This is a genomic window from Desulfovibrio legallii (assembly GCF_004309735.1).
Classification (GTDB): domain Bacteria; phylum Desulfobacterota; class Desulfovibrionia; order Desulfovibrionales; family Desulfovibrionaceae; genus Desulfovibrio; species Desulfovibrio legallii.
On record NZ_SIXC01000004.1, the window covers coordinates 1 to 21,992 of the forward strand.

Annotated in this window: 15 protein-coding genes, 1 tRNA gene and 1 pseudogene; 10 read left to right on the plus strand and 7 right to left on the minus strand. The window is 62.8% G+C overall.

Annotation, left to right across the window (positions count from 1 at the left end; translation table 11 throughout):
* The 4 genes and pseudogenes from EB812_RS11965 to EB812_RS03690 form a co-directional block, all read left to right on the plus strand.
* A pseudogene (locus EB812_RS11965) lies at positions 1-146 on the plus strand (integrase core domain-containing protein); the annotation flags it as partial.
* A 44-nt stretch (positions 147-190) separates the two neighbouring features.
* Positions 191-505 carry a hypothetical protein gene (locus tag EB812_RS03680; RefSeq protein WP_130957835.1) on the plus strand — a complete coding sequence of 105 codons (315 nt, stop codon included), beginning with the start codon at positions 191-193 and terminating at the stop codon, positions 503-505.
* 68 nt (positions 506-573) lie between these two features.
* Positions 574-1,446, plus strand: coding sequence for a PI-PLC domain-containing protein (locus EB812_RS03685; RefSeq protein ID WP_130957836.1), 873 nt, complete (start codon positions 574-576; stop codon positions 1,444-1,446).
* Between the two features lie 52 nt (positions 1,447-1,498).
* A complete protein-coding gene (locus tag EB812_RS03690; RefSeq protein ID WP_118229290.1) occupies positions 1,499-1,999 on the plus strand; it encodes an AbrB family transcriptional regulator in 501 nt (166 codons plus the stop codon).
* Between the two features lie 60 nt (positions 2,000-2,059).
* On the opposite strand, the gene EB812_RS03695 is transcribed toward EB812_RS03690, so the two are convergent.
* Together EB812_RS03695 and EB812_RS03700 are read right to left on the minus strand one after the other, a co-directional pair.
* Complete coding sequence (locus EB812_RS03695; RefSeq protein ID WP_118229291.1) at positions 2,060-2,599, minus strand: flavin reductase family protein; 540 nt, start codon at positions 2,597-2,599, stop codon at positions 2,060-2,062.
* Positions 2,600-2,777: 178 nt separating this feature from the next.
* A tRNA-Ser gene (locus EB812_RS03700) sits at positions 2,778-2,867 on the minus strand.
* Between the two features lie 254 nt (positions 2,868-3,121).
* Here EB812_RS03700 and EB812_RS03705 point away from each other — a divergent pair.
* The 5 genes from EB812_RS03705 to EB812_RS03725 all read left to right on the plus strand — a co-directional run bounded on the left by EB812_RS03705 (position 3,122) and on the right by EB812_RS03725 (position 13,024).
* Positions 3,122-3,859 (plus strand): tetratricopeptide repeat protein, encoded by a 738-nt coding sequence (locus EB812_RS03705; RefSeq protein ID WP_118229292.1) that lies wholly within the window; start codon positions 3,122-3,124, stop codon positions 3,857-3,859.
* Positions 3,860-3,891: 32 nt separating this feature from the next.
* On the plus strand, positions 3,892-8,913 hold the full coding sequence (locus EB812_RS03710) for a 7TM-DISM domain-containing protein (protein WP_118229293.1): 5,022 nt from the start codon (positions 3,892-3,894) through the stop codon (positions 8,911-8,913).
* A gap of 286 nt (positions 8,914-9,199) precedes the next feature.
* The gene (locus tag EB812_RS03715) at positions 9,200-10,189 is read left to right on the plus strand and encodes an extracellular solute-binding protein (RefSeq protein WP_118229294.1); all 990 of its coding nucleotides are present in this window, start codon (positions 9,200-9,202) and stop codon (positions 10,187-10,189) included.
* Positions 10,190-10,301: 112 nt separating this feature from the next.
* Entirely contained in the window at positions 10,302-11,369 is a 1,068-nt protein-coding gene (locus EB812_RS03720; protein WP_165450884.1) for an ABC transporter ATP-binding protein, read from the plus strand.
* Positions 11,369-13,024 (plus strand): ABC transporter permease, encoded by a 1,656-nt coding sequence (locus EB812_RS03725; RefSeq protein ID WP_118229296.1) that lies wholly within the window; start codon positions 11,369-11,371, stop codon positions 13,022-13,024. The genes EB812_RS03720 and EB812_RS03725 overlap by 1 nt, the downstream gene beginning before the upstream one ends.
* A gap of 12 nt (positions 13,025-13,036) precedes the next feature.
* On the opposite strand, the gene EB812_RS03730 is transcribed toward EB812_RS03725, so the two are convergent.
* The 4 genes from EB812_RS03730 to EB812_RS03745 form a co-directional block, all read right to left on the minus strand.
* On the minus strand, positions 13,037-14,638 hold the full coding sequence (locus EB812_RS03730; protein ID WP_242621182.1) for a cobyric acid synthase: 1,602 nt from the start codon (positions 14,636-14,638) through the stop codon (positions 13,037-13,039).
* Between the two features lie 222 nt (positions 14,639-14,860).
* A complete protein-coding gene (gene fliS / locus EB812_RS03735; protein WP_118229297.1) occupies positions 14,861-15,478 on the minus strand; it encodes a flagellar export chaperone FliS in 618 nt (205 codons plus the stop codon).
* Between the two features lie 41 nt (positions 15,479-15,519).
* Positions 15,520-18,567: a flagellar filament capping protein FliD gene (fliD, locus tag EB812_RS03740; RefSeq protein ID WP_118229298.1), complete on the minus strand. Its 3,048-nt coding sequence runs from the start codon at positions 18,565-18,567 to the stop codon at positions 15,520-15,522.
* A gap of 548 nt (positions 18,568-19,115) precedes the next feature.
* Complete coding sequence (locus EB812_RS03745; protein ID WP_118229299.1) at positions 19,116-20,495, minus strand: MFS transporter; 1,380 nt, start codon at positions 20,493-20,495, stop codon at positions 19,116-19,118.
* Between the two features lie 97 nt (positions 20,496-20,592).
* Between EB812_RS03745 and EB812_RS03750 the strand changes: the two genes are divergently transcribed.
* On the plus strand, positions 20,593-21,312 hold the full coding sequence (locus EB812_RS03750) for a polyphosphate polymerase domain-containing protein (protein WP_118229300.1): 720 nt from the start codon (positions 20,593-20,595) through the stop codon (positions 21,310-21,312).
* On the opposite strand, the gene EB812_RS03755 is transcribed toward EB812_RS03750, so the two are convergent.
* A complete protein-coding gene (locus EB812_RS03755) occupies positions 21,309-21,968 on the minus strand; it encodes a DUF4956 domain-containing protein (RefSeq protein ID WP_118229301.1) in 660 nt (219 codons plus the stop codon). The two genes, EB812_RS03750 and EB812_RS03755, sit on opposite strands and share 4 nt — an antisense overlap.
* Positions 21,969-21,992 lie beyond the last annotated feature (24 nt).

The window sequence follows — 21,992 nt, forward strand, 5'->3', positions numbered from 1 at the left end:
TACACCCACTCATGGAAAAGGGCAGCCAACTTGCCCATATGGACGCATCACTACAATTATTCGCGTCCTCACACGGCTCTTGGCAGGAAACCTCCGGCTTCAAAATTGGAGCGAGGGTGAACAACGTATTGACACTCTACATCTAGGGGCGTTTTCCGAGCAGTTTTTCAAAAACACCAGCGACAATACCGTGTATATTTTGCTCGGAGATCATGCTTTTATGGGCAATCCAGAGTTCTTACCGCCCAATACTCCGCGCACCATATACAACCTCTTTTATGGAGCCATCCCTCCCTTACCGGAAAACAAAAGGCATGAAAAAATTTCCGCGCTGGATATGGCGCCTACCATCCTACAATGCGCAGGCGCAAAATGGAATAATGATCAATTTGGGCTGGGAGTCAGCCTTTTTTCCTCACGGTCGAGCCTGTTGCAACAACTGGGAACTGACAAGCTGAACAGCATCTTAATGGGAAAAAGTGCACTCTATGAAACATTTTATTGATTGCATCAAAAAATACGCCGTTCCCACTAAGACAATTTTTCATATAAAAAACTTACAAATTACACAAAATGAAAAAGATAATAATAATTTTATTACTAATACTAGTTACGACGTATCCAATAAAAAAACTTATATATAAAGTTAAGAACTATTATAGTACAGCAATATTACAAAGAGAAATCGCTTCAATATTAGATAATCGTACCGATTTAAATAAATTTTACGTCAACAATGGCTATACAAACCCAGCCTGTTACATTGCCCATGGGGGAGGAATAGGGGAGTTTACATACACAAATAGCCTTGAAGCCATCTTGAATTCGCTAGAACGAGGATTCCAATTTATAGAAATTGATATGTTAGAAACATCTGATAACCACATCATCGGTGGACATGACTGGAAACATTTTAAAAGTATCACCGACCTGCGCGACACAGCAGACAAACCATTACCACTCAGCACCGCAAAAAATCAAAACATAAAACAAAAATACACTGTTATTTCCGGAGAAGAAATTGCAACCATCATGAAAGAACATCCGGACTTAATTTTAATAACAGATAAAATTAGAAACTATAAACTACTACTACAAGAAATACCATATCAAAACAGGATGATAGTTGAAGTCTTCAGCCCTCAAGACTACCTAAAAGCCCTCAGAGCAGGCATTAAATATCCAGCTTATTGTGTTTGGGGTATTAAACAGCTCGGGATCGCCAAACAGTTTAATTTTCCAATCATAACAATGGATGCAAAAAACTTCTTTGAAAATTCAGATTCCATAAGACTTGCACAAGAGCTGCACAACAAAAATGTGACAATTCTCTTATTTTATACCAGTTTCTCACAACGGGATACAACTGGATTTATAAAAAAACATGCGGGCAGATCTTTCAGCAAAGTATACACAGACACTTGGTCTCCATCCACTCTACCATAAACTTGATGTAAGCGCAGCGGCCGCTGCGCAGGGATAAACCGAGGACACGCCTATGGGAACTATTGTCTTGCTGTTTGTGGTAGGGCTGGTCGGCAGCGCTCTATTTGACCACTTTAACCTGCCCGGCGGCGCCATGACCGGAGCCATGCTGGCTGTCATCCTGTTCAAAAGCATGGGCAGCGTCACCACGCCGCCCACGCCGCACTGGCTCAGGTTTGTGGTCTATGGCTGCGTGGGCGTTCTGGTGGGCAATATGTACAACCCCGGCATGCTGGAGGCGGTACGCGACACCTGGCCGGTGATGTTGCTTTCCACCAGCATGATCATGCTGGCAGGGATTATCTGCACCTGGGTTGTAGCGCGCAGCGGGGCGCTCTCCGTGGGCGGCGCGTATCTGGCCACCAGCCCCGGCGGCTTCAATGCCATGGTGGCTCTTTCGGGCGGCACAGGACAGGAAGCGCCCATAGTCATGGTCTACCACCTGGTGCGCATCTACACCATTGTACTGCTGGCCCCGCTGGTGGGCCGCGTGCTGGGGGTCTTCATCAAATAAAAAGGACGCCTTCAGGAACACGCTGCCCTCAAAGGCGTCCTTCGCCGTTTCGCAAGAAATCTACTTGAGGATGTACGCGCTGACGATTTCGCCGTAATAGGCAATATGTGCGTCCCGGTTGGAACCCACGGCAGAGCCGTCCACATCCTGCGGATAGCAGGCGTCCTTAAACTTTGGAGTCAGGGCGGCCAGATCCTGCTGCTGGCTGTAGACGACCTTGCATTCCAGCGTCAACGGAAACTCCCTGACGGCCGGCACGGACACGACCTCCGGCGCAACCAGCGTGAGCCCGGCCGCCTGAATCTTGTCCATATTCCTGCCGCACTTGCCCCCGCACACGCCGATGATTTTTTTGTCGTACGGACCCACCGGCACGTTGACGGTAAATTCCGGATTCTTGTCCAGCTGCTCCCTGGTAAAGCGGTGTTCGCGCACAAAGGCAATAAAAATGGGGGTCTGCCACTCAAGGCCCAGGGTTCCCCAGCCGATGACCATGCTGTTGACATTGTCGCCGGCCTTGGTGGTGAGCAACACGCCCTTGGGCAGGGCCGCAAAAATGTCTTTGGCGTAGTCAAAAGGGACGATTTTCATTTTTTCCATTGGATGCACCATATTCCTGTTGCAAGAGGGATAATGCTTTGCCCACGGCGTCACTGTACCGCTTTTCCGCAGCGCGGCCAAGGGCGGCGGGGCGGCGTTGGCCGGGACGCAGCAGGGAATAATAAAACAAGCCCCACAAGGCGCGATAGGCCTTGCAGGGCTTTGTGGAGCCATATTCTGGCGGAGGGAGAGGGATTTGAACCCCCGTGGGGCGTAAACCCCAAATGGTTTTCAAGACCACCGCGATCAACCGCTCTGCCATCCCTCCGCAGCTCGCGCCGGGCCGCCGACACAGCCGAACCCGCCCGCAGAGCCCGCACAGCATACCCGGAACAGCCGCAATATTCAAATGAAAAGCGCGCGAACTTCCGCGCGCGCCCAACCCTTTTTATGAAGCCTCAAGGGGGCGGCGCGCCAGCCGTAAGAGCAGCCCCGGCCCCGGCGGACTTGCCACTTTCTGACGCAGGTTGTAGGCTGCCTTGCAGGTAAACCGGCCGCGCGTCGGCTGTCAGGAGGTTTTTCATGGCCAGTGCACAGAGCAACAAGGGCGACGCCCCCACCCCCAAGTCCACCCCGGACGCAAGGCAGGCCCCCGCCGCCGGGCAGGATTCCTCCGCGCCAGGAACGGACGGCACGCCGCACAAGCGCGCCGTCAGCCCCTTGGTCTTCGGCCTGGCCGTAGCTCTGGCCCTGGTGCTGGGCCTCTATGTGGGCTCTCTGGCGCCTGCCCTGTTTGCGCCCGCGTCGGATTCCGGCCCCGGACGACAGGCCGCGCCCGCGGCCCCGCCAGCGCCTTCTGCCGCGCCTTCTGCCGCACAGGAAAACCAACCGCCCATGCCGCCGGAGCTCGCCGCCAAAATCGCGGAGTTGGAAAAAGCCGTGCTCGCCGCCCCGGACAAGGCCGCCCTCTGGACCAGCCTGGGCAACCTCTACTTTGACACAGGGCAGGCCCGCAAGGCCGCATCCGCCTATGAGCGGTCCCTGGCTCTAGCTCCGGACGACCCCGACGTGCTCACCGACCTGGGCATCATGCACCGGGAACTGGGAGAATTTGAAAAGGCCGTGGCCGACTTCCGCCGCGCCTCCACCGTTAATCCGCGTCATGAAAACGCCATGTTCAACGAGGGCGTGGTCCTCTACTACGACCTCAAGCGCAAAAATGAAGCGCTCAAAGCCTGGCAGCGCCTGCTGGCGGTCAACCCCGCGGCGCACGCTCCTGACGGCAAGGCGGTGGCCGATCTCATCCGGCAATTGCAGTAAGCGCCCTTGGCAAAGATACAGGCGGAGCACCCATGACTGCATTTTTTCCCGGCCCGGGCCGTTCTCCCGGGCAGACCCCGTCCCGGCGCGGATCCGGCGTCATCCACACTACCGTCATCCCGTACCCCCGCCCTGCAGCAGCCTCCCCCTGCGCGCCTGCCGCCCTTGACACGGCCCGGAAGACGAAACTCCGGCAGGTCGGCGTTCTGCTGCTTTGCCTGCTCTGCCTCTGCGTCCTGCCCTGCCGCGTGACCGCGGGGCCCATACCGCCCACGCCCGCCGCGCCCCACATGGGCCTGCTGCCCTATCTTGAAGCATTTCTGGACCCCACGGGCAGCATGGACGTAGATGAAGTGGCGGCCCCGGCCAACAACGCCGCCTTCCGGCCCCTGACGCTCCAGGCCCTGCCCCGAACCACGGGCGTGCTCTGGTTACGCTTTACCCTTGCCCCCTTGCCGCAAGGGCTGCGCCCGCCCACCCTGCTGCTGGACCTGGGCCCCGCCGTACCGGCAGACCCCGTGCTCTACGCGCCGTACACCGACCCCCTGACCCAGGCCGCCGCCTGGCGCGAAACCAGGCCCAGCCAGCGCAATGTGCTGCTTTTGCCCGAAGCCGCCGACCAGCCCCGGACCTGCTTCCTGCGCCTGGACGGCCTGCCGGGGCCGTGGTTTGCGCCCACGCTCCGCACCCCGCAGGACGCCGCCAGCAACTGGGACAGCCTGGCGGGCACGGCGGCCGTGCTGGCTCTGGGCGTAGTGCTGCTGCTTTGCCTGCTGCGCGGCCTTTCAGAAAAAGGCCAGTGGCGCGCCTGGACGGCCCTGTATGTGGGCATGGCCCTGCTCCAGGCCGTACTGGGCATGCCCGCCTACGGCGAAGGCCGCATAACCCCGGCTGAGGCAGCCGCCGTACTTTCGCCGGGCCTGGCCCTCATGCTGCTGCCCCATGTGGGACGGCACCTGCTGCGCACCCGCGGCCGCTCCCGCGCCCTGGACGTACAGTTTCTGCTGCTTTCCCTGCCCGGCGCGGCCTTGGCCCTGCTGCCGCTGCTGCCCGGCTACGGCTGGCTGATCCGCTACCTGGCGCTCTGGCCCGCAGGCGCCCTGCTGTTTGTGCCCACGGCCCTGGCCGGGGCGCTTATGGGCCTGGGCGGGGCGCGGCGCTTTCTGCTGGGCTGCCTGGTGCCGCCGCTGTTCGTGGCCGCCAGCATTCTGGGGCTGGACCAAGGCTACGCGGCCGGGCTGCTGGCCGCGGCCCCGCTCTGGGGCACGGCCTTGAGCGCCCTGCTCATCGCGGGCACGGGCCAGCCCAGAGACATGGCCGCCGCGCAGACAAAGGCCGCCGCACCCGCAGCCGACCCCCTGCTGGCTTTGGCGACAGATCCCGTTCAGCCCGGCCAGACGGCATCCGCCGCCTCCGGAAACCCGGATGTCATCACCCTGGACCAGCCCCTGGATGACCCCAATCTGCGTCTGCTCCCCAGCCTGGAGCCCGCGTCTGGCGATGCGCTGTCGGACCTTTCCGGCCTGCCCGACGGCTCGGACTGGTCTCCGTCCGCAGCCCCCATGCCCGCAGCCCCTACGCCCACGCGTTCCGCCGACGTGGCAACGGCGGCGCACAGAGAAGCCCTGCGCCCGCCGCTGGAAAAAATCTTGCGGGAGGGCACGGCCCTGCTGGGCTGCGCACTGCCGCCGGCCGTGCGCCAACACGCAGAGAATCTGCGCAGCGCCGCCGACGAACTGGCGCGCGTCCTGGACAATCCCGGCGCGCTTGCCCAGGCCCCCGCCGGCCCGCCGGCCCGTACAGCCTTCAACCTGCAGCACCTGGTGCGCGAAGCCCACGACGCCGTATCCGTGGCGGCGGAAAACGCGGGCATAGGCCTGGCGTGGTATTTGCCGCCCCTTTTGGGACATATGTATGAAGGACCGGGCCAAGCCCTGCGCCAGGTGCTGGACGGCCTGCTGGAAAGCGCCGTACGCGCCACGGCCCACGGGGCCGTACACCTGACCGTGCGGCGCGTGCCCGAAAGCGCGGACCCCGGCCACCTGCTCTTTACCGTTACAGATACGGGCGCGGGCCTGCCGCCGCGCAGCCGTTCGGGCCAAGCCCTGCTCCGCGCCTGGGAGCTGGCCGGCGTCTGCAACGGTTACCTTACTGTGGACAGCGGGCCGCAGGGCGCGTCCATTGCCTTTACCCTGCGCCTCACGCCCCTGGAAGCGGAGGAAGAAGAGGAGGCCCCTGCGCCCACCCCCACAGTGGCAGTAGTGGGCGCGGACGCCGAAGAGCAGGAATCTCTGACCAGTCTGTGCCGGGAACAGGGCTGCCTTTGCCTGGCGGCCCCGGATCTGGAAGAGGCTTTGCGCCGCAATGCCGCCACCCCCGCCGTACTGCTCACGGCCCTGCGCCCGCAATACGGTCCGGCTCAGGCCGATCTGCTGGGGCGCTTTGAGGCTGAAGCCCGCCGCGCAGGCCTGCCCGTGTTCAAGGCCCTGGCCGTAACGCCCAACCAACGCCACTGGGACGCTTTGGCGGAAACGGGGTACACCCACGCCCTGCTGGCGCCTCTGGACGCCGCCGCCTTTACCGCCACGCTGCGCGAGGTTCTGGACGAAGCCGGCCTGCAGCCAAGGCCCGACGCGCTTCCCCAAGACACGCCGCACCAAGACGCGCCCCGCGAAGACGCCGCCCCTCCCGCCCACGGCACAGCTGCCCCCTTGCCGGACCTTTTCGGCCCACAGCCGGAACCGGAGGTGACGCAGACAGACGCAACGCCCCCCGTCGTCATTCCCACACACAGCGGCTCTGAGGGGCCAGACCCGGTTCTGAACCCGCCGCAACAGGGCGCGGCCTTGACCCCCGCGGCAATCCCGGCCGTACCTGACGCAGAGGCCTCCCCGCGGGCGGAAGCATCCCCCACGCTCGCCCCAGCCAACCCGCAGGCGGCGGAAACAGTGGACGCCGCTCGTGCGGCACGGTACGCAACGGATCCGGAGCACCTCGCGCCGCCAGCCGAAGAAGCGCCTGCGCCGGAAGCAGCCCAGGCGACGGCAGACAGTCCGCTGCCCGATCTGTTCGGGCCAGATCCCTTTGGCGCCGCCCCCAAAGCCGCGCCTGCCGCACTTGTGGCGACAGTCCCTGCTTTGGGGCAGGAACAGGTCGCTGCCCGCACGGCCAGAACATCGCAGGAGAACGCCGCATCCCCGGCGCAGACGACGGACAACGCGGACGACCGCCCGGAAGCCCCCGTACCGCCGGAAGCGGCGGCGTCACCCCTGGAAGCCGCGCCCTTGTCTGCGCCCGCTGTTGTTCTGGCGAACCAGCCGGACATGGACAACATGGCGGCCGCGACGGATGGCCCCGCGCCGGACGCCGCAACGGCGGCCATGACCGACCCTGCGCACAAGCCTGATACGCCGGCGGACGCAGCCGTCATTGCGGAGAGCCCGACCGCAACCGACGCCGCTTCACCGCCAACCTTTGCGCCGGAGGAGGCCGGGCCGGAAGCGCGCTTGCCGGAAGAAGCCGCGCCGCAGGACGAATTTCTGGTTGCCGCCGGGCTGGGCGGCCCCCAGTGGGAGGAACCCACAGTTTCCGCCGCTGCGGCAGGCGCGCTGCTGGCGCAGCGGCCCGGCGAGGCCGTACTCACCCCGGTGGGCACAGCCGATGCCGCGCCGTCCGGGCCAACCCCCGTCCCGGCGTCCACCGACATCCCCGCCGGACAGGCCACGGACGTCGCCCCCCAGACCAAGCCGGCCCCCTCTTTGCCCGCGCAGCCGGAGGAGCCCCTGCCAAAGGCGGCAACGCCCGCGCCTTCTTCTGAGGCCACCGCGCCTTTTAAGGCCGCTGCAGACCCGTCGGATTCCGCCCCGTCCGCACCCCAGGCCGGCTTTGTCCCGCCCAACGCCGCCCAAGCCATGCCTGGCCCGGCAGGCTGGGCAAACTACGACCTGGCCGACGAATGGGTGGGCGAACCCATGCCTGTGGGCACGCCCGTGAACCCGGCCCGCTCTCCGGCTGCCGCGCCCAAGGCTGTGGACGCCCCACCACGCGCGACAGCCGCTGCAAACCCACAGCCCGCGTCGTCCGCACAGGACCACCGGCGCTATGTGAGCCCCAGCATTGCCACCGCCGGCGAATGGGTGGGCGAGCCCATGCCCATGACCTCAAAGCCCGCCGCCTCCGCTGCAGAGGCAGACGCGCGGCCTGCGGCAACGTCCCGGCAGACCGGCACTTCCCCCCAGCCCGCTGCACCGCGGCAGACTGTGCGCGTGACCTCTACCCCGTGGCCCGTCCCCAAATCCACACCCGCCGTGCCGCCAACAGCCGGGCAGCCCACCCCCCTGACCCTCACGGGCCTGCCGGAACAGCCCCCCCAGACCGTGCCGCCGCGAGACATGCCCCGCACCGCCGCAGGCAGGCTCATCCTGAAACTTCTGGGCGGCCTGAGCGACCACGCCGCTCCGCCTGCAGACCCCCTGGCCGTCCCCCCCCCCACGGCGGCTCCGGCTGCAGCGGCGCACTCCACAGCCGCCAACGCCGCCAATGGCCAGCAGACCTCCATCGTCAATTTCATCGCCGGGGCCGCGCCTTCTGCGAAAATGCAGCCTTCTGCAGCCGTGTCAGGGGCTGCGGCGCAGTCCGCCGCGCCTTCTTCCAGGCCAGCCGCTCGCACGCAAGCCCCACCGCAGGCTCCAGAGCGGGACGCGCCGCCTGCGCAGCAATCCCTGGCAACTTCAACGCCCCAAGCAACGCCTTTCTCCGCCCCGCCCAAGGAAGACGCCACGCTGATCCGTCTGGTGGAGCGCCTGGACGCCGCCATGGAAGACGCGCAGGAAGGCTACCGCAACCGGCGCTGCCCCGTGGTGGGCGAAGCCGCCGCCCGCATTGCCGCAGAATCGGACGCCTTCGGCTTCCGCGTATTGGCCCGCATGGCCCGTTGCGTGGAACGCGCCGCCCGCGCCAGCGACATGAACGCGCTCCACGACCTGCTGCCGGAACTGGCCGTGGCCGTGGAGCGCAACCGCATCGCCCTCAATCCCCACGGCCTGGGGGGATAAAACACTTTTACGGCATGGGGGACTTTTGCCTGCAACCGTCCCCCGTGCCGCAAAAATCTCCCGCGCAGAGCTGTGCCGGGCGTCCCCGCATCGTGCGGCAGGCGCGGTCATGGCGGGCGGGCGCACGCTTAAAAACGGACACATGCCGCAAAGCTCAGGCAACAGCACGGCCAGGGAGCTCAGCTATACGCCCCGCAAACCTTGACCTTAAGATTTTTGAAGCGTATTTTGTTATTATTGTCAGATGCCTGTTCCTTTTTTATGACCCATTGCCGGGGGGGATTGCATGAACGCTTGCAGTAAAAAACTTTGTTCCCTGCTTGTTCTGGTGGCCTTGACGCTCTGCCTGGCCACTGCGGCCGTAGCTAGGGAAGTAGTCCTCTACTCCTCCAACCAGCCCGACATGCTGGACGCCATCTCGCTGGATTTTGAAAAGAAAACCGGCATCAAGCTCACCGTGGTGCGCATGGGCACCGGCGAAGCCATGAAGCGTATCGCCGCAGAAAGGGCCAACCCCCTTTGCGATGTGTTCTGGAGCGGCGACGTGGCCGTACTGGATAACGCCAAGGCCGACTTCATGCCTTACGCTTCGCCCGAAGCCGCCGTGCTGCCCCCGGCCTTTGTGGAAAAAGACCACCGCTGGACCGCCGCCAACATGCACCTGATGATCATCATGGCCAACACCCGGCTGGTGCCGACCGCAGACATGCCCAAAACCTGGAAGGATCTGCTGGACCCCAAATGGAAAGACAAGGTGGTCATGGCCAACCCCCTGAAATCCGGCTCGGCCTACGCGCAGGTCTACGGCATATACAAACTCTACGGCTGGGACGGGCTGAAGCAACTGCTCAATAACGTTAAAATTCTGGACAGCTCCAGCCTCGTATACAAGGGCACCGCCGAAGGGGAATTTCCCCTGGCCATAACTATGGAATACGCCGCCCACCGCTATGTGGCCGGCGGCGCGCAGGACGTGCGCGTCATCTACCCCGCCGACGGCGTCATCGCCGCCCCTGAAGGCGCGGCCGTCATTGCCGGCTGCAAACACCCGCAGGAGGCCAAAGCCCTGGTGGACTATCTGCTCTCCCAGCCTGTGGTGGACGGCATCTTCCAGAAATACTTCCGCCGCCCCGCCCGGCCCGACGCCGTTGCCGTGGCGGGCATGCCCACACTGCAAAACATCACGCTGCTGCAGAGCTTTGACCCCGCCGAGGCCAACGCGCTGCAAAAACAGCTCCTGGGCTGGTGGAAAAAACAGGTTCTGCAAAAGCCGTAGGCGTATTTTCCCGGGTGCGGCGCAGGCCGCGCCCGGGATGCGTCTGGAGTACGACCGTTCTGCTGATACCACCTCAGCGCGGCCCTTGAGGACGTTCAAGAAGGATACGCCAGTGCACATTGAGTTAGTGGATGTTGTTAAACAGTTCGGCCAGCTGCGGGTGGTCGACAAGGTAAACCTGAAGATCGGCGACGGCGAATTTTTTACCCTTCTGGGCCCCAGCGGCTGCGGCAAAACCACCCTGCTGCGGATGATAGCCGGCTTTAACGACCCCGACAGCGGCGACATCCGCTTTGACGGCACATCCATCCTGAACGCTCCCGCACACCTGCGCAACACGGGTATGGTCTTTCAGAACTACGCTCTGTTCCCGCACATGACGGTTTTTGACAATGTGGCCTACGGTATGGCGGCGCGCAGGCTTCCCCACACGACCATACGCAGCCGGGTTGAGGAAATTCTGGAGGCCGTGCAGCTTCTCAACCTGCGTGACCGCTACCCCCGCCAGCTCTCAGGCGGGCAGCAGCAGCGCGTGGCCCTGGCCCGCGCCTTGGTCATCCGCCCCGACGTGCTGCTCATGGACGAGCCCCTGTCCAACCTGGACGCCAAACTGCGCGTGACCATGCGCGAAGAAATCCGCCAGATACAGCAGAGCCTCGGCATCACCACCATCTATGTGACCCACGACCAGGAAGAAGCCATGGCCGTGTCCGACAGGATAGCCATTTTTTACAACGGCAAGCTGCAGCAGGTGGACAGCCCGCGGGGCATCTATTTCTCGCCCGTCAACAGGTTTACGGCGGAATTCATGGGCGCCTGCAATATGCTGGAAATGCGCCCTCTGGACTGGGATGCGCCGCGCCGCACGGCCAGAATGCTGTGCGACGAGACGGAGTTTGACGTCGTTATGGACGACCCCGGCCTGAGCGAACCCGTGCACCTGATGCTGCGCCCGGACTGGCTGCGCGAAATCGMCCCCGACGCCGCAGCGCCCAATGCCTTTACCGGGCGGGTGCGCGACGTCATGTTTCTGGGGGCCACCCTGGTCTGCCATGTGGCGGCGCTGGGCACGGTGCTGCGAGTGGACGTGCCCGCCCTGCGCGGCGGTGAAACCAAACAACCAGGCGACAAAATTCGGCTCTGCTTCGCGCCGACCAGCCCGGTCAGGGTGGAAGGCTGATGGCCCTGCGCAAACTTTTTTCCGTCTGGAACCTGATTTTTCTGCTGGCGGCGCTGACGCTTGTACTGCTGGTGGTGTACCCCATGTACGCCATTTTTCAGGCCAGCCTGCTCAGCGCGGAAACCGGGGCCTTTACCTGGGACAACTACCTGAGCGTGTTTACCACGCCCTTTTACCGCCGCTGCCTGTGGAACAGCCTGTTCATGAGCGGCCTGGCCACCTTCTTCAGCGTGCTCATCGGCGTGCCCTTCGCCTTTTTTACCACCCGCTACAAACTGCCCGGCGCTACCGCGCTGCGCACACTGGGCACCCTGCCGCTCATTCTGCCCACCTTTATCGGCGCGGAAGCCTGGCTGCTGCTTCTGGGCCGCAACGGCATCATCACCCGTTTTTTTGCCGATCTGGGGTTGCACATCCCCAGCATCTACGGCTGGCAGGGCGTGGTGCTGGTGTTTACCCTGCAATTTTTCCCCTTTGTCTTTCTCATGGTGGGCGCGGCCATCAATTCCGTGGATCGCTCATTGGAAGAAGCCGCCCGCAACCTGGGCGCTTCGCCCTGGCGGGTTTTCCGCACCGTAACCCTGCCGGTGGTCACGCCGGCCATAGCCTCCGGCGCGCTGATCGTTTTTTGCATGTCCATTGAAAACTTCGGCGTGCCAACCATCATCGGCAACGACTACAAGGTGCTGGCAGAGCAGGCCTACAGCGAGTTTGTCAGCGAAATGGGCGGCAACCCTTCCATGGCGGGCACGCTGAGCACCGTGCTGGTGGTGGTTACCCTGGCCCTCACCGTGCTGCAGAAGCTGTGGGTGGAACGAAAAAATTACGCCATGTCCGCGCTGCGCCCGCCGGAAATCAAAACCCTGCCCCCCCTGGGCAGGGCGCTGGCCTGGGGCTTTTGCGCCCTTGTCGTCTTTATTTCCCTGGCGCCCTTTGTCATGGTCATGGTGGCGGCTGTGACCAAAACCAACGGACCGGTCCTCTACTACGGCCAGTTTACGCTGGACAACCTGCTCATCGCCCTGAAGGTCGCCCCCCGGCCCATCCTCAATTCCTTCTTTTTGTCCACCACAGCCACGGTCATCGGCATGGTTTTCGGCCTGGCCGTCAGCTACCTGGTAGTGCGCAAGGGCGGGGTCATCGGCTATGCTCTGGACCTGGCCATGATGCTGCCCCTGGTCATTGCCGGATCCGTGATGGGCATCGCCCTGGCGGCCACCTACAATACGGGCCCTGTGGTGCTCACCGGCACCTGGATGATCATTGTGCTGGCCTACTTCATCCGCAAAACGCCCTTTTCCGTCAAAACCACTTCCGCCCTGCTGCGACAGATCGAGGTTTCGGTAGAAGAGGCCTCCATCAGCCTGGGCGTGCCCCCTCTGCGGACCTTTCTCAAGGTGGTGGTGCCCGCCATGCTGCCCGGCGTGGCGGCCGGGGCCATCATCATGTGGGTGACAACCCTGGCGGAACTGAGCTCCACCATCGTGCTCTATTACGGACCGTGGAGCACCATGACCGTACAGGTCTTTCAGTATATCGGCAGCGGTGACTTTGGCCCGGCTTCGGCCTACGGGGCCATCCTCATCGTTTCCGTACTGGCGCCCCTGTTTATTCTCAACAAGGCGCTGGGCAAGGATCTGACTACCTCGCTGTAAGGAACAGCCCCTTTACAACCGTAGCTGGGCATACACGGCGGGCAGGTCCAAAGCCGCCTCAAGACAGTCCGCCAGGCGATCCAGCTCCGGCCCCAGGTCGTAGGCGGCCTGAGGGGCCGGAGGCAGGCCGGCCTCTGCCCGCCGGGCAGCCAGAAAGGCGTGCCGAAAAACGTCGGCGTCAAACAGGCCGTGCAGATAGCTGCCCCAGACCCGCGCGCGGCCCGCGGCGTCGCACAGGCCCCAGCCCAGGGCCGCGCCAGCCGCGTCCCGCAACAGCACCGTAGGCTCTCCCGCTGCGGGCAGACGCGCCACCCTGGTCACAACTTCTGTGCTGCCGTGGTGGATCTCGTAACCGGTCACGGCCGCGTCCGCCTCGCCGTCCGTCAACGCCGCCAGGGCCGTGCCCGTGGTCCGGCGCAGTTGCTTGGCCGCCTGCAGCGTGGTGCGCAGGGGCAGCAGATTGAGCCCTGCCTCCCGCCCGCCTTCTTCCAGGGCCAGCGGATCCAGAATTTCCGCCCCCAGCAGTTGCAGGCCACCGCACACGCCCACCAGGGCCCCGCGCCCGGTGCGCAGGCAGCGGGCCGCAAAAGCCACAACAGACGCAGCCAGACCGCCGGCGCGCAAAAAACGGGCGTCCGCCGCCGTATTCCGGCTGCCGGGCAAGAGCACGACTTCAGGCGCACCCCAGTCCTCGGCCCGTCGGGCTACCCGCAAGCGCACGCCCGGCTCGTTGCGCAGGGCGTCCAGGTCGGTGGCGTTGCTGATGTGCGGCAGGTCCACGACCAGCACGTCCAGCAGCCCCCCGGCCGCCTCCCCGCCCGCGCCCGCGTGCAGTCCGGGCGTAAGCCCGGCCTTGAAACTTACGGAATCTTCCTCCGGCAGGCGCAGGTCCTCCAGCATGGGCACAACGCCCCAAAAGGGCTTGCCCGTGCGGCGGCTGATGGCCGTGAGGGCCGGGGTGAGCAGGCTGGCGTCTCCCCGGAATTTATTGAGAATAAGCCCGGCCACGCGCGCCCTGTCCGCGCGGGTGAGCAGAGCCAGGGTACCCGCCAGAGCCGCAAAAGCTCCACCCCGGTCTATATCCGCCACCAGGGCCACACGCGCCCCGGCATAGCGGGCCATACGCATATTGACGATATCGTGGGCGCGCAAATTGATTTCCGCCGGGCTGCCCGCGCCTTCCAGCACCAGCACGTCCCGGTCTGCCGCCAGCTCGCGGTAGGCGCGACACACAGCCCGCCAGGCCCTGGGCTTGTACTCCAGATACTGGGCCACGCGCATCTGCCCCACGGGCCGCCCCAGCACCAGCACCTGTGAGCCGATCTGCGAGGTAGGCTTAAGCAGGACGGGATTCATGCGCACGTCGGGCGCGAGGCCGCAGGCCAGGGCCTGCAGCACCTGGGCCCGGCCCATTTCGCCCCCTTCCGCCGTCACAAAAGAATTGAGGGACATGTTCTGGGCCTTGAAGGGGGCTACCCGCAAGCCCTGCCGGGCCAGCAGACGGCACAGGCCCGCTGTGAGCAGGCTTTTGCCCGCATTGGAACAGGTGCCCTGAAACATCAGGGCAGGGGGCAGACCGGCCCGCCCCGGCGAGAAAAAACGGCGCTGCGGCATGGAGATTCCTGCCTTATCAAAGGCTTTTGCCGCAGTGTAGCGTTTGCGGCGCAGGGCCACAAGCCGCGCAAAGGCGCTGACGCAGCCTGGCCCGTCACCGGCGGGCCAACACAGAACGCCGGTGGCGGGGCCAAGGCGGCAGTGCTGTTCATTGCACTGCCAAGCGCCAAAATGGGCGCCGTTACCCGTTTAAGAAGGTACGCAAAACCAAACGGCTTCGGCTCAGCGCTCGCCTTGCAGTTTGCCGTAGGCTCCGGGCAGGCGGCCCGGCCGCTCGGGGGCAGGGGTAAAGGCCTGGACGCGGGCCTGCGGCGGTTCTTCCCCGGCCGCGGCGGCCGTGCGGCCATAGACGGCGCGGGCCTGGGCACTGGGCACGCCTATGGACCGGGGCGGCAGGATGGGCTGGGCCGTGCGCAGGGTCGCGCCCTGGGGCTGCAGGCGGCTGGCGATGTCTGAGGCGGCCCGTCTGGCCTCGGGGGTTTCAATGATCTGGGCGTAGGCGTCGCGCAGGCCGGAAAGGATATGCTCCACGCTGTCCAGGGATTCCAGATCCATTTTGAGGTTGGCGCGCAGCAGGCGGGCCGTACAGAGCAGATAGAGGTTATTGAGGTTCACGGCAAGACTGCCGCCCTTGTCCATATTCAGGGAGGCGGCCAGCTCGTTGACGATGTCAATGACGCGAGAGATGAGCATGCCCTTGGCGGCAAAATCGTTGGCCAGCATTTTGTCACGGGCCTGATGCAAGTATTTGAGAGCGCCGTCGTAGAGCATGAGCAGAAGCTGCCCTTGGTCGGTGGTGGCCACATTGGTTTGAAAATAGGCTTGCGCCGCTTTGTTCATAGTCTCATCCTCAAGCCCCTGGGGGCGACGGTTGGTGGCTGCTAATCACTGCTGCTGGAGAGTTGCTTGAGCTGGGTTTCCAGCTGATCTTGCATGGTGCTGTATTGCTTGAGCAGGGTTTCAAGATTGGCAAAATAGGTTTTTTGCCGAGACTCCCAAAGTTCAAGCCTGTCCTGCTCTTTTGAAATTTTGTCTTCAATATTTTCCATGATGGTTTTGTAGTTTACCTGCAAAACCATCAGCGCGCCGTTTTGTGATTTGAGATATATCGCGTCGGCGATCTGATCATCCGTGGCATTGGCGCTGACATTGACGTCGTTGTAGGTCAGTTCGCTTTTCAGAAAACTGTTGACAGTGGGGATCAGGCCTTCCTTGATGCGGATCTGCCCTGAGTGGGCGCCTTCGCTGAGGTCATCGATGCTCAACGAAAGACCGCGCGCGTCACCGCTGGCCACACTGTAGTAATAGCCGGGCTGGCTGGTATCGCGGGTGGCCTCCACCCCGCCCACATAGACGTGCTCTATATTGCCGTCCGCATCCACGGAATAGCTGACGTCATACGTGCCGCCCTTGGTGATGCCGGCCACATGGCTGTTGTAACGAAAGTCTGCGGACGAGCTGGCCCCGGTGCCGCTGGAGCAGAAAAAATCCACCACGGCTTCCAGGTTGTTGTTGATCATGTCCTCATAGTTTTCCTGGTCCAGCTGCTGCAGGGCAGCGAGGCTGGATTCGGGCGCTATGACCAGCAGGCCGTAAGTATCGCTGTTTTCGTCGGTGTCGGTCTTGATGCCCATGTTGGCCAGGTTGGCCAGCACGTCGCCCGAAAGCAGGTCTGTGGCGCTGGTGCGGCTTTGGAAACCTGGCGGAGAGCTGCCCAGAAGGCCGGAAAAGCGCGAGGCGAAAAGCTGCACGCCGTAGTTGCCCTGCAGCAAACCGCCTTTTTCGGAAGTAAGCTGTGAAGCGCTGTAGTTGTCGTTGCCTATATCGTCGGGATCACTGGAGGTGGTTTCCTTGGTTTCATCGTACTTCGTATAATCCTGGATGGTCAGCAAAACGGAGTTTACCGCGTCCAGAAAAGTCTGGATGGATTCCTCCACCGAGGCAATGTCCGTGCTCACGCTGATGCGGGCCGTACCCGTATCCTGAATGCTGAAAACCACGCCCTCAATGACGTCGCTCACGCTGTTGCTGGCGGACTCCATCTCCATGGGCCAGTTGTCCACGGTATAGCGGGCGTTGGCGGCGCGCTGGATGTTCCAGACCGAAGAGGAAGCCACCTGACCGCTGATGCCGGGGCCGCTGACGCTTTGGACATTGCCGACCTGGAGGTAGTAGGAACCGGTGGCGTCCGTGCCGTCCCAGGCATTACCCTCAGCGTCCACCAGGGTGGCCGTGGCGCCGGTGCCGTCCAGCGCTGCGGCAATTTTTTCGTAAATGTCTTTGATGCTGGATCCGCTGGCGATGCCGTCCACGGTCACGGTTTCGCCACCGTTAAGGGTAATGGAATAGCTCAGCTCCGGCTGCGTGGCGTCTATGGTGGCGCTGCCGTCCATGCCGGTCAGCCGCGTTGTGGCCTGGACGCTGACGGCAAGGCCGTCCAGGCCCCCGCCCAATCCGCTGCTGAGATAAAAATTCTCCGTGTCGTCCAGGGTGACAACGGTGTTGCCGTCACTGTCGGTGGACGTTGTGCCGCCCAGTTGCGTCAGCAGATCGTCGTATGTTGCCGTGTTGGCTATGGTAACCTTTTGCGTAGTGCCGTCGGTTTTGATAATGGTATATTCGTAGTCGCTGCCGTCGGCGCTGTCGCCGCCCAGCTTCTGGCTCAGCATGTCCTTGTCGAAGGTCAGCTTGACGCTGGCCGAGAGTTCACTGGCGTCGTCCTGCCGCGTCCCAAGGTTGGCGGTCGTTTCACTGTGGGTAATGCCCACATCGGCGCTGAAAGTAAGGTCGCTGACGTTGGCGATCTTCATCTCCCAGCCGCCGGCGCTGTTGAGGGTCATCTCAGCGCTGCTGCTGCCCGCAGCCTGGGCAATCTGCAGCAGGGCTTCCTTCATGGTAGCGCCGGCCTTGAGTTCCAACGTGTGGGTGCTGCTCACCGCGCCGTCGTTGACCGTGAAGCTGACCGTAGTATCCGCGCTCAGCGTGGCTTTGAGGTTGGAACCGATGCCCAGGGTGGTGCTGCCGGAGGTGCGGCTTGCCTGCGCTTCAGTATCGCGCCGGTATACGGCCTTGACATCCTGAAACTGCAGGTTGCCGTCCTGGTCCAGACTGGCTACGCTGCGGCCGGTCTGGGCGTTGATCTGATTGACCAGATCTTCATTGGTTTTGTCGCCGGTGATGCTGACCGTAAACCAGTTGCCGTCCTCCGTAAGCAGATCATAGGCATACTGGTTGGGGTCGGTAATGGTTTTGTTCAGGGCCAGCAGTCCGTTGGTCTGCCAGGAGGAGGTCGCGCCGGCAGAGGTCATGCCCACCAGGTCGGCGTCGTTGATGACCAGGTCGTTGGCTTCGCCCGTGCTCGTGCCGGCCATCTGAAACACATAGCCGGAACCGGTCTGCACCAGGCTGACCTTGACGCCGGGGTTGTCGACATCGCCGTTAATGAGGCTGGCGAAAGATTCCAGGGTGGTTTTGGGGGCTATTTCCAGGGTGTGTGTGGTCCCCGCATAAGTGTAGGAAAACGTCTGGGTTTCCCCGGAAGTATTGATGATTTCCGTTTTGGAATCGTAGATGTGCATATTGGCCCAGACGGCGTTGCTGGCCATCTGGTTTACCGTGATGTTGTGCTGCACGTCCTGCGCCGAGGCGCTGGCCACGGCGGTGACGACATTTTCATCACTGCTGGTAACGTTTTTGCTGACGAAATTATTTTTATTGGCCAGATTGGAGAGCACATTCTGAGCGGTCTGCACCTGCCCGATGATTTCGCCAAAGGCCTCGTAGCGCAGGTTCCAGTCGTCCTTCCAGGCCTCCAGACGGTTGAGCTGGGTGGATTCCACCTCTTTCAGTTTGGCGAGAACCTCGTCAAAATCAGTATCCATGCCGCTCAGGCCGGAAATGGCGTTGGAACCGGAAATGCTGATGGCCATAGGCGCCTCCCCGCACGATGTGCCGCGCATGCCGTCGGCACGGCGCGGTTTGCCAAAAACAATGCAAAAAGCGTGCACGCGCGCCAGGGGAAGATTTTTCCGCCGTAAACGCGTTTGCCTCTGCCCGTATCTTCGGCGGCGTATCGTCCAAGTTTAGGGCCTGAGGCCATTGCTTTCAGGTTTACTTGGAATTATTATTAATAATAACCGATTGTATCGTTACGGTGGACGCCTGTCCGTGCAGTTGCCGGAGCGAGTGCAAAACAAAAAAAGCTCCAGGGAGGATATATGGCGGATTTGCTGGTGTTGCTGCTGGTTTTCGGCGGTGTTGCGGCTTTGTATATTCTGGCCTTGCGGAAAGGCTGGCTGCAGGTAGACCGCATGAGCTGCGGCTGAGTGCCTTTTGACAAGCAGCGTGCTCTGCTTGAAGAAAAAGAACGCCGCAAGCGGCGGCACAAAGAAAAAGCCTGAGGAATTTTCCTGGCGCGGGGCTGCGGCAGCCTCGCGTGGAACGCGCCCTGAGGCAACACACGTAAAGGAAATATGCGCTAACTGCGGTTGCGGGCCAGAACGCAGCCCACGGCCAGAAGGTTAAGCAGACCGAAGATGGTCAGGTCCAGCCGCATGGCGGCCATGAAGGCGTCAATATTTTCAGGACCGGCGGGCTGGTCGCCCAGAAAAAAGCCCAACGTCAGGGTGATGCAGGCCATGTTGATGAGCTGCCCGCCCGTGCGCACCGCGCCGGTGAGGCCTGAGGCCTGCCCCACATGGTCCCGGCCTGCGCTTTCCAGAATGATGGTGGTATTGGGCAGGGCAAAAAGGCTGATGCCCGAACCCAGCAGGCCCATAGCCGCAAACAGCAGCCAGTAGGGCGAATCCAGCCGCAGGAAGCCGCAGACCAGCAGGCCCAGACCGCAGAGGGCCACGCCCACAGCGCTGACCCGGCCCGGAGGAAAGGCGGCGCAGAGCCGGGCGGCCAAGGGGGTGGTCAGGGCCTGGATAAGGGACTGCGCGGCCAAAAAAAGCCCGGCTTGCTCTACACTGCAGCCCCGGCCCAGCTGCAGATAGAGGCTGAAAAAAAACATGACCCCGAAAAACGAGCTGTAGTTGATGAAGGCCGCCAGGGAGGAAAGGGCAAAGACCCTGTTGCGGGCCAAAAGACGCAGGTCCAACAGGGGATGGGGACTGTGGAGCTCCATACGGCAGAACAGGGCCAGCAAAAGGACGAAGCCCGCCAGCAGGCCCCCGGCCAGGGCCGGGGCGTCGGCCAGCTCGGAAGAGCCGAAGGTCAGGGCGGTCATGGCCGCGGCATAGACGCTGCAGCCTTTCCAATCAAAGGACTTGTCTTTGGCGGGGCTCCAGTCCAGGCGCACGGCGCAGCGCATAAGCAGGAACACGCCCACACAGGCCAGGGCATTGCCCCAGAACAGCCAGCGCCAGCTCAGATTGCCGGCCACAAGTCCGGCCAGGGGCGGGCCGCAGGCAATGCCGGCGTAAACGGCCGAACCGCTGTAGCCCAGGTAGGAGGCGCGTTTGCCTTCGGGCGCGGCCGAGGCCAACAGGGCCAGGCCGCAGGCGTTGAACATGGCCCCGCCCACGCCCTGCACAAAACGCAGGGCCAGGAAAGCGGGCACAGAGTTCACAAAGCCGAGCAAAGCGCCGGTGGCGGCAAAAATGCCCACGCCCCAGAGGAAAACGCGGCGGTAGCCCCAGATATCGCCCAGGCTGCCGCCCGCCAGCTGAAATACGGCAAGCCCCATGGCGTAAAAGGCCCCCATGAGGCCCAGTTCGCGCGCGCTGGCGTGCAGACTGAGGCCCAGAGGCGGCAGTACGGCGTTAACCCCTGCCATCATAAAGGGCATACAAAAAAGGGAAGCGCATACGGCCAGGAGCAGACTGCCATGGCCTTTCTGAATGGCACTGGACATGGCGCAACCTACCCTGTGTGACAGCGGGCGGTCAATATGGCTTGTGGTCAGGTGCGGCGCGCTTTACTCGCTTGACATCAAAATGTAACATAAAAAAATGTCCTTCCCGTCGCCCCTGCCCCGGCACGCGCCCGCCGCGCAGCTTGGCTTTCGCCAAGAGCGCAAATACTACCTTACTCCGTCCGACGCGGCCGTGCTGCGGCAAAGGGTGGCCTGGCTGCTGCGTCCGGACGCGTATTCGCAGGACGGCCCCTACCACATCAGCAGCCTGTATTTTGACGATATCTACGACACGGCCCTGCGGCAGAAGCAGTGCGGGGCGCTGGTGCGGGACAAATGGCGGGTACGCTGGTACAACGGCGCCACGGCGCAGGCGCGGCTGGAGCGCAAGCACAAGTGCGGCGATCTTTCCCGCAAGGAGCAGACCTGGCTCAATGCGGCGCAGTTTGAACGGCTGAATCGGGGAGATTGCGCCTGTGCTGCCGGGGAGGATGCGCCGGTGTGGCGGGCGCTGTACGCCGCCTGGCTGCGGTCCTGGCTGCGGCCGGTGGTGCGGGTGGACTACGACCGCGAGGCTTTCAGCTATACGCCGGGCAATGTGCGTGTGACGTTTGACAGCAACCTGCGGGCCGCCCGGCCCGGCGCTGCGTTTTCTTTGCCCGTGCAGACGGACGGGCTGGTCATTCTGGAACTGAAGTGCGACGGTTTTCTGCCCAGCGTGGTGGCCGGTTTGTTCGCGGGCATGGAGTTCAACCAGTTGGCCATCTCCAAATACGTCATGGCCCGATTCTGCCTCATGGAGCACGGCTGCAGTTAAACGTAATCGCCGTTGTACTCCACCAATGTGGCGGTTTCCACGCCAGGGGCGGCGGCCAGGGTTTCCAGAAAGACGGTCCGGCTGTTTTTGAGCCGGACTTCCAGGGTCAGTTCCGTCAGCCCGTTGCGGCAGCTTTTGTTTTTCAGCTTGCCCTTGAGGGGCGTGAGCAGGGCGGCGACAGCCGCATCGACCTCGGTGGCGTAGCGCAGGATGAGCAGGAAAACGCGCTTTTCCTTGCGCGCGTAATTCATGAGGATGTAGACCAGCCCCAGCACTGCCGTGCCGAAGATGGCCACCGTGTACAGCCGCGCCCCGGCGGTGAGCCCGGCGGCGATGCTCCAATACAGAAAGCCCACATCCAGGGGATCCTTGACCGGCGCGCGGAAGCGGACAATGGAGAGCGCGCCCACCATGCCCAGCGAAAGCACAAAGTTGGTGCCGATAGTAATAATAATAAAGGCCGTGACGCCGCTGACCAGCAAAAGCAGGACGCCGAAATTTTCGCTGTAGACCACGCCGCGGTAAAAGTATTTGTAGAGCAGATAGATGGCCAGACCGCAGCCCAGGGCTACGGCCAGGGTGGTGGCCAGGGAAACAAGGCCGAGGCTCTCCTGTTGTGACAGCAGAAGCAGGATCTGGCGGATTTCTTCGGTCATGGGGCACCAGGGCGGGCCCGGAGC